Here is a 7,464-nt window from a genome sequence, read left to right as displayed (position 1 = left end):
CTTTGCAGCGCAGCTTCCGCACCGCTGAGAAGGCCGTTAACACCTGGTGCGATCAGGTCAAAATCGCCGCGTAGAAACTTGACTCGACTGCTACAAGATCAATTCAGTCAAGGAATCTAGCTGGTCCGCTCCCAACACACTTACCGCGAAAACCCGCCCGCTGTGCAGGATCGGATACGAAGCATTTTCCGGATTGACGCTAAGCGCGACGAGGAGAGGACGAAAGGACACGTGTACGAGTGAACTCGCTGTGAATGCATTCCGGAGATCGCCGTGAGCGACGCCAATCACATAGACGCCAGTCGTCAAATGCCGGAAGAGGTCTGCCATGCGCTCAGCCATATTTTTTCCTCGAATGCTTCGCCCGGCAATCTTGTAGATTGGTTCGCCCGAGTGTCCGGCGCCCATCGTGAAAATTCTTCTCTTCATTAATCGGTTCTTGCCATTTCGCCGTTTCACTCGTCTCGGCGAGCCTCAAATTGCGAAAAGACTTAGACTTGCACTGCGTAGATGTAAGCACGCTGGTCGAAGGACTACTTTGCGATACGGAATCACCGAATTGTTCAGCACGCAGCGAGCGCAGCCTTGAATCCATCCTCCGTAAGCGGCTTGAGAAATGCTGCATCAAATGCTCCGAGGGTTCTTGCACGTGCCGCTCATCACCTGTGACCGCCACAACACATGCAAGTTTGCTCGGTCCCGCCGCCCGCAGACGTTTACAAACGCCGCGACCATCCGCATCCGGCAAGCCAATGTCCAGAAAGATGGTGTCGTATCGGTTCTCTCGCGTCAGCAACATCGCCTGATGCCCGTCATATGCGACAGCCGCGAGGTGCCCCAGAGACCTGGCGAGATCTCGGAACGTCTCGCAGAGACGCGTATCGTTTTCTACAAAGAGCACGCGCATAGTTGGTCACCAAGGCAATATCCATCATGCGGCAGGCAGGTCGGCTCGAAGGCTCGTGAGGTCGAACTCTTCTGAGGCCACCGTCCTTCACGCAAGATGCAGATCAATGTCAGGCAGTATGCGACCGTTTTGATCTTCATTCAGTCGACGACAATTCCACTCGCAGCCCGGCCGCAAGGTAGCGCTCCAGGAACTGATGAAGGTCGGCAGGCGTCGGACACGTTCCTCATCCATGGCCATGATTCAGCGACGCGAGGGCATCCACAAATCCGGCGGATGCAACACTTCAATGCCCTCACTTCCCTCCATCACGACCAGGCGTCCCATCGACAGCTGAAATTCTGCCGAAACCTCGCGAGAGGCAAATCGCACGAAAACAATCACGGATTGCGTGTTCATCAATCCCTCGCTGCGATGAGCGTCATACTGCATTGCAACACAAAATATTTAGCATCTACTGGCCTCTTGCAAAGAGTAAGCAGCGCACGATCGCGTAGTAAACGGTCGACTTGACCCTACTGAGTCTCAAGCTGTTTCTCGCGTCGATGAAATATCGGAAGAAACAACAGAGGCTTTGACAGCCTCTCCGTGGCGCGGATCGGCGGGCGTGGAAATGAGGCGCGTGAGCGCTTCGGGCGGTTCGACCGCGAGCACCCTGCGGGCTACGGCCAGGCCGATGGCTAGGGTGGACGACGCGGCGGCGCAATCACGCTTGATTCGCACCAGCTGAGACCTGGGTTTAGCCGGCGGCGTGTTGTTGAGCGCTCCGGTCTCAGAAGCGTCTGCGACGATCGCGAAAGAAATCGACGCTCTGACTGAAAGTGCTCGGCGAGGCAACGGCGCAGGGAATCTCCGGCAAGGCGGTGACACCGTTTGTGCTGGCCCGCATCCACGAACTGACGCGCCGACGCAGCCTGGCGACCAACATGGCGCTCGTGAAACACAATGCCGAGGTCGGTGCTAGGTTAGCGTTGGTCGATTATCGTCGGACGGGAGCGAATGTGATCCGGCAGTTTGAAAGCGACGCTTTCGAGGTACAAATTATGCTAGAGAACGTTGCAAATGGCTGCACGGTGAAAAGAACCTCACCACCTCCGCCCTAGCCTTGGCGGTTACGTCGGAGCGTCGTACGCCCTGCCTCGCTCTATCAACTTTGCGGTGTTCAACATGAGTCGTATTCTACCGAAGCGTCCGCAGCTGGTCGTATATCCGCGAGGAGTAATGCCGCCAACCCCTGGCGCTACAGAAGCCGACTTTCATATTTACGCGTCATACCGCGGAAGCAAGACGACGGGCTTTCTTGGTACGTTGAAGGTCGTGAGGGCGACTGATGGGCGGCTGCTCTATCCGTTCGATGGAGCCAGCGAGATGGGCCCATTTCAGACCAAGGAAGAAGCCATCGCCGCGGCGCGACGATGTGGCGGCGAAATCGTATCGGCCGATTTGGCCCGGCCAGAGCTCTGAGGACACCTTCTGCCGCGAAAAATGCGTGTTCCGCTGCCGAGTTAAGAGCTCTCGGATCGCCATTGAGCCATTGGATGATCGACCAGGCCCAGAGGTTGAGAGGTCATCAATTCCGAACGCAATAGCAATTGAAGAAATCCCTAGAGGTTTCGTCGAGACCTTTAATGTTTACAGTGCGACATGAACTGTAGTCGCGCTTCTATAGATTACGGTACTGTCGTGCGCGAATGTAGCTCCCCTAGCGACGACAACAGAGCCTGGGTGCGCATCTATCTTCTTTCAATGGAACTTTAATCGCGACGAGAAAGCGACACTATGCGCAGCTTCTTCGTTTGATTGACGAGGAGAGTCGAGGCATCAGTTTTAGCGAGCTCGAATGAGTTGATCTGATTCCGTTGCGAAAGTGGCCGTCGATCGAGAAGGATGACCTCGGCGTATTTCGCGTACGCTTGCGAGGGCGGAGGAGGGACAGGGTAGAAAGCTGTGTTGCGAAGGCACAATGTGAATCCTGTGAAGCAGATCAACGTCCACTGTTATTGTCTTTACTTCAAGGAGGTCCATTGAACGGGCATACGTTAGAGCAGCGAATCCGCATGCGGGCCTATGAGCTTTGGCAACAGGACGGAAGCATGGAAGGATGTGCCGACGAATACTGGCAACAGGCGCGTGAGATGGTTGAACGCGAGCTTCGTGATGAGCAGGCGAAGGCACTGCCGAGCAGTTGAGACTGTCACGTCGAGCTTTGCGGTAGGGAGCCCAGTTCCTGGCGGAGCGCTCCACGCACCTCATGGGGCCGGGATGACGGGCCAGAATCAAAAGTTGTCGCGAATCCTCAGGGATTCAGTCGTGGCTGGGGGCGAAGTCCGCAGTGCTGTCAGGGCTAGTCGTCCTTTCGAATGCGGGAGTATTCGTGATTCAACACTACAGATGGGAGCATCGGAGAAGTCAACAATTCCGTTGGCTGGACACACAACCGATGAACGATGGGTCCATCGCAAGCTGTGAGATCGAACAAAGTACCGGTTTGCCGCGCGCGTTGTCGAAGGCGTGCCGGCATAGCAAATGAATTCGCGGCCCTGCTTACTCTTGTACGCGGCTATCGCGTCGCTGACAGAAAAGGCGTCATTGTCGCTGACCAGAACGGCGCAGCATCTCCTTTTTGAGAATTCGCGGGCGTGGACACGCGCCAATCGAAGAGACAACCAGCACCCGCCCCGAGAGCAGGTATTCCGACTGTGCGGGAAAGCGCCGTCTGTCGGAAACGGATTTTCATTCGCCTGAACACACGCCTTAGGCGTTCCGCAAGGCGGTCGGCACGAGTCACGAGAACCGTGGCAGCATTGACGCCGCGCGTTACGGATGCGAAGTTTTCGATGACATCACTGTAGTCGCGGGCGTACGACTGCGAATGAAGTCGCGACACAGGTTGAGAAAATCCTGTGAGACACTGGCACTACAACTGGACGCAGCTGATGACACTCAATGGTCGTGACGTTTTCCTTGACCGGTAGCGAGTGCGAGTGCGAGTCCCGCTGTCATCGCGACGAGCGCGGCGCTCCACGGCCTTTGACGCACCATAAGATTTGTCTGATCCAGGGCGCGGCCCGCGCCTTGGAGCGCCTGCGCCGCAGTCCGCGCGACACGCGCCTCGGTAGCGACGAGCCTTTCTGTGAGGTCCAACGACGGTGCGCGAGTTGATGCCGCCTCGTGTTTGACAAGCGCGGCGGAGGCCGAGGGTAGTTCACGCGCTTGCGACGAGAGCGAAGGTGTCGCGTCGTCCTGCGTGCGTTCGCTATCATCGCGCGCCCGCGCCGCGGAGAATTCAGCGCCCAACAATAGAACGGCGGCCGCAAAATACAGCCACATCAGCAACACAGCGAGGGAGCCCGCCGCGCCAAAAGCGTTTGCCGTCCCCGCGTGCGTCAGGTAAAGCGCGAAGAGCTTTTTTCCAACCGAAAACAGCACGGCTGCGATGACCCCGCCGACAAGCGCATCCCGCCACGCTACGTGACCGTCTGGCAGGAACTTCAGCAACGCGCCAAATGCCACCGATAGAATGACGAGCCCCGCAACGAATTGAACGATATCGCCGACGATGACGAGCGGCGACGTGCCCCATAGCCACTTGCCGGCCGCCTGAATTGCGGTGTCGAGGACGAGTGAAACAATCAGCAGGAATGCTACACCCAGCACCAGTCCGAGCGATATCAGCCGTACCCGCACCAGCGTCGCGACGCTCGATTTCGGCTTACCCGTCGCAGGCCAGATAATGTTGAGTGCCGTATTGAGCGACGAGAACGTCGCGGAGGCGCCTACGACGAGAAGGACGAACGAAATGATGGCCGCGACTCCCGTCCCGCTGCTGCGATGAGCATTTTCGACAATGCTTTGTACGCTCGCTGCCGCCTGATCACCGAGCATACCGTTGACTTGCCCAAAAAGCTGTCCGCGCGCTGCCTCCGGACCGAACACCCAACCCGCTACGGCAATGACCATCACTAGCGTTGGTGCGAGGGAAAAGGCGGAGTAGAACGCGATGCTCGCGGCCATCGCGGCACAGCGATCTTCACTGAAGCGCTTAAATGCGCGCAGTGCCCAAGCGGCGTCTTTCTTGACGACGGCTTGCACATGTGGTGATGACAGGGTGTTCATGGCGGTGCTCGCTGGATCGGTTGAGTCGAAAGTGGTCTAACTCCTGCGCAACAGCAGCGCTCATGCCAGCGCCTTTTGAATTGCTTGAATGCCGTCGCAGCGGGGCGCCGGTCGCACTCGGCGGCGCCCCGCTGCGACTCCCTGGGCGCTAAGGCTCGATTCTCAAGCTTCAGAGTTTCAACACAACTTTAATGCAGCCGTCCTCCTTGTCGCGAAACGTCTTATACATGCCCGGGCCTTCTTCGAGGGGGACGGTATGCGTAATGACGAAGGACGGATCAATCTGGCCTTCCTGGATGCGCTTGAGCAAGTCGTCCGTCCAACGGTTGACATTCGTCTGGCCCATCTTCCAGGTGAGGCCCTTGTTCATTGAAGCGCCGAACGGAATCTTGTCGATTAGGCCGCCGTAGACGCCCGGAACGGAGAGCGTGCCTGCAGGCCGGCAGACGTAGATCATCTCGCGGAGCACATGAGGACGGTCGGTTTCAAGCATCACCGCCTGTTTGACGCGGTCGTACATCGCGTCGAAGGAACGGGTCGCGTGCGATTCCATGCCGACCGCATCAATACACTTTTCCGGACCCTTGCCGCCGGTCAGCTCTTTCAGTCGGTCAAGCACGCTCTCATCGTCGAAGTTAATGGTGATCGCGCCGGCCGCGTTCGCCATCGCAAGCCGTTCGGGCACGCGATCGATCACGACCACTTGCTTCGCGCCGAGCAGGATCGCGCTGCGGATCGCCATCTGCCCGACCGGGCCCGCACCCCAGATAGCGACCGTATCGGTCGGCTCGATGTCGCAGTTGACCGCGGCCTGCCAGCCGGTTGGAAAGATGTCGCCGAGGAAGAGCACCTGTTCGTCGGTCAGGCCGTCCGGAATCTTGATGTGCGTCGTGTCGGCGAAGGGGACGCGTACGAACTCAGCCTGCCCGCCGGCATAGCCGCCCGTCAGATGCGAGTAGCCAAAGAGACCGGCCGTGGTGTGGCCGAACACTTTGTCAGCCATTTCCTTGTTGGGATTGCTGCGCTCGCAGACGGAGAAATTGCCGCGCTTGCACTGGGCGCATTCGCCGCAGAAAATCGTGAACGGCACGACCACGCGGTCGCCGACTTTGAGCGCCTTGTTCTCGGTCCCCACCTCGACGACTTCCCCCATGAACTCGTGGCCCATGATGTCGCCGCTTTTCATGGTCGGCATGAAACCGTCAAACAGGTGCAGGTCCGAGCCGCAGATCGCGCATGTCGAGACCTTGACAATCGCGTCGCGGCCGTGTTCGATCTTCGGGTCCGGAACCGTGTCGCAACGAATGTCGTGCTTGCCGTGCCAACGTAGTGCTCTCATGACCGTCTCCTCGTGAAGTTGTCCATCGATGTTTATGGCTCGGCGGATGTCGAGACCGGGATCGACGGAGCTAACTTTGGTCAAGCAACAGGTGTTCCGCGCATCGCAAGGGAACGCGGCGAGCCGCCTCGGTTAAAAGAGAGTTTGCGGCTGCGTAGATCCTTCAACTTGCGCCGAAGGGGGCGATGAGCGCATCGTGAGGACGCACTCCAAGAGCCGACTCCGCTACTTCGAAGTATCGCTCCGGGTTAACTCTGTGCCAAAATGGCAATCACCTTTTTCGAAAGCTGCAGGACAATTTCCTCTCGAAAAAAAAGAGATCGGTTCCAACCTTTGTATGGAATAGCAAACCTTTTGAGCCTTCAGAAAGAGCGTCTTCGAAGTTGCTGTCTTGCAGTACGGTAACCGCATCTGCATAGCATTTCCGCTTAGATAAATCACAGCTAGATCACACAGTCTCCGCGCTGTAAAGCGCGGAGACTGTCACTTGCCCTCATTTGCCCTACATCACCTGACCCGCCCCAAGATCGGCACCTGTCGTACGATCTGAACTGGCATCCGATGCGGTGCGCGAAGCCATTGCTTGCAGGACCTGCACGTCCGCATCAGTCACTCCGACTGTCGCCAAACCATCTCCGCCATCGACCGCGGGTTGCGGATCTTCGACGAACACCCAATCCGCACCTTCATTCCACGGACCGCGCGCGTCATTACCCGACGACATGTTGTACTCAAGAGTGCCGAGTTCGGCACAGTCTTGGGGTTATGTGGCCAGTCGGAACATCTCGAAGGTGTCAGGGTCCTGCCTTTCGGCGATGAATTTCGCGAAGAAATTGGTTTTGGCGCTATTCACGAGAAATTCGGGCAGGCATTGTCGTAGTGCACTGGCGACAACCAACTCCGATGGAGGGATGCCGGGACGGATGGTGCGCAGCCAGGATCCAAAGGAACTCCAGACGAGTGAAGGGAATACCGCTGCCAGGTACTGAAGCAGTCCCTGGCAGACGATGCCAGCCTGAATGAAGACGTGATAGGCGTGGGTCTTGCGCTTGACGGCGTCGCGGTACTCGGGCGACTCGCGATGAAGGTATTGATCGCCGTT

At 57.8% G+C, this 7,464-nt stretch carries 7 protein-coding genes and 3 pseudogenes; 3 read left to right on the top strand and 7 right to left on the bottom strand.

Annotation, left to right across the window (positions count from 1 at the left end; translation table 11 throughout):
* Positions 1–90: 90 nt before the first annotated feature.
* The 3 genes from AWB81_RS38995 to AWB81_RS46115 form a co-directional block, all read right to left on the bottom strand.
* A complete protein-coding gene (locus AWB81_RS38995; protein WP_235026147.1) occupies positions 91–330 on the bottom strand; it encodes a flavin reductase family protein in 240 nt (79 codons plus the stop codon).
* Positions 331–334: 4 nt separating this feature from the next.
* Positions 335–907, bottom strand: a complete 573-nt coding sequence (locus tag AWB81_RS38990; protein ID WP_087135507.1) for a response regulator transcription factor — start codon at positions 905–907, stop codon at positions 335–337.
* 243 nt (positions 908–1,150) lie between these two features.
* Positions 1,151–1,306: a hypothetical protein gene (locus AWB81_RS46115; RefSeq protein ID WP_159939007.1), complete on the bottom strand. Its 156-nt coding sequence runs from the start codon at positions 1,304–1,306 to the stop codon at positions 1,151–1,153.
* 283 nt (positions 1,307–1,589) lie between these two features.
* On the opposite strand from AWB81_RS46115, the pseudogene AWB81_RS47660 reads away from it, so the two are divergent.
* The 3 genes and pseudogenes from AWB81_RS47660 to AWB81_RS38970 all read left to right on the top strand — a co-directional run.
* Positions 1,590–1,881, top strand: a pseudogene (locus AWB81_RS47660) (pseudouridine-5'-phosphate glycosidase); the annotation flags it as partial.
* Between the two features lie 247 nt (positions 1,882–2,128).
* Positions 2,129–2,371, top strand: coding sequence for a DUF6723 family protein (locus AWB81_RS38975; protein WP_062643536.1), 243 nt, complete (start codon positions 2,129–2,131; stop codon positions 2,369–2,371).
* A 560-nt stretch (positions 2,372–2,931) separates the two neighbouring features.
* Complete coding sequence (locus AWB81_RS38970; RefSeq protein ID WP_235026146.1) at positions 2,932–3,096, top strand: DUF2934 domain-containing protein; 165 nt, start codon at positions 2,932–2,934, stop codon at positions 3,094–3,096.
* 754 nt (positions 3,097–3,850) lie between these two features.
* On the opposite strand, the gene AWB81_RS38965 is transcribed toward AWB81_RS38970, so the two are convergent.
* The 4 genes and pseudogenes from AWB81_RS38965 to AWB81_RS46110 form a co-directional block, all read right to left on the bottom strand.
* On the bottom strand, positions 3,851–5,023 hold the full coding sequence (locus tag AWB81_RS38965) for a YihY/virulence factor BrkB family protein (RefSeq protein WP_062643534.1): 1,173 nt from the start codon (positions 5,021–5,023) through the stop codon (positions 3,851–3,853).
* A 169-nt stretch (positions 5,024–5,192) separates the two neighbouring features.
* Complete coding sequence (locus AWB81_RS38960; protein ID WP_062643532.1) at positions 5,193–6,362, bottom strand: zinc-dependent alcohol dehydrogenase; 1,170 nt, start codon at positions 6,360–6,362, stop codon at positions 5,193–5,195.
* Positions 6,363–6,864: 502 nt separating this feature from the next.
* Positions 6,865–7,095 (bottom strand): annotated as a pseudogene (locus AWB81_RS38955) (manganese catalase family protein); the annotation flags it as partial.
* A gap of 30 nt (positions 7,096–7,125) precedes the next feature.
* A pseudogene (locus tag AWB81_RS46110) lies at positions 7,126–7,464 on the bottom strand (IS4-like element ISCku4 family transposase); the annotation flags it as partial.

Source organism: Caballeronia arationis (assembly GCF_001544975.2).
Lineage (GTDB): Bacteria > Pseudomonadota > Gammaproteobacteria > Burkholderiales > Burkholderiaceae > Caballeronia > Caballeronia arationis.
The sequence above is the reverse complement of the archived record's forward strand: the minus strand, read 5'-3'. Positions and strand labels throughout refer to the sequence as shown.

Excerpts from the sequence above, each read along its gene's own strand:
- AWB81_RS38995 (WP_235026147.1), bottom strand. The coding sequence starts at position 330 with ATGGCAGACCTCTTCCGGCATTTGACGACTGGCGTCTATGTGATTGGC.
- AWB81_RS38990 (WP_087135507.1), bottom strand. The coding sequence starts at position 907 with ATGCGCGTGCTCTTTGTAGAAAACGATACGCGTCTCTGCGAGACGTTC.
- AWB81_RS46115 (WP_159939007.1), bottom strand. The coding sequence starts at position 1,306 with ATGAACACGCAATCCGTGATTGTTTTCGTGCGATTTGCCTCTCGCGAG.
- AWB81_RS38975 (WP_062643536.1), top strand. The coding sequence starts at position 2,129 with ATGCCGCCAACCCCTGGCGCTACAGAAGCCGACTTTCATATTTACGCG.
- AWB81_RS38965 (WP_062643534.1), bottom strand. The coding sequence starts at position 5,023 with ATGAACACCCTGTCATCACCACATGTGCAAGCCGTCGTCAAGAAAGAC.
- AWB81_RS38960 (WP_062643532.1), bottom strand. The coding sequence starts at position 6,362 with ATGAGAGCACTACGTTGGCACGGCAAGCACGACATTCGTTGCGACACG.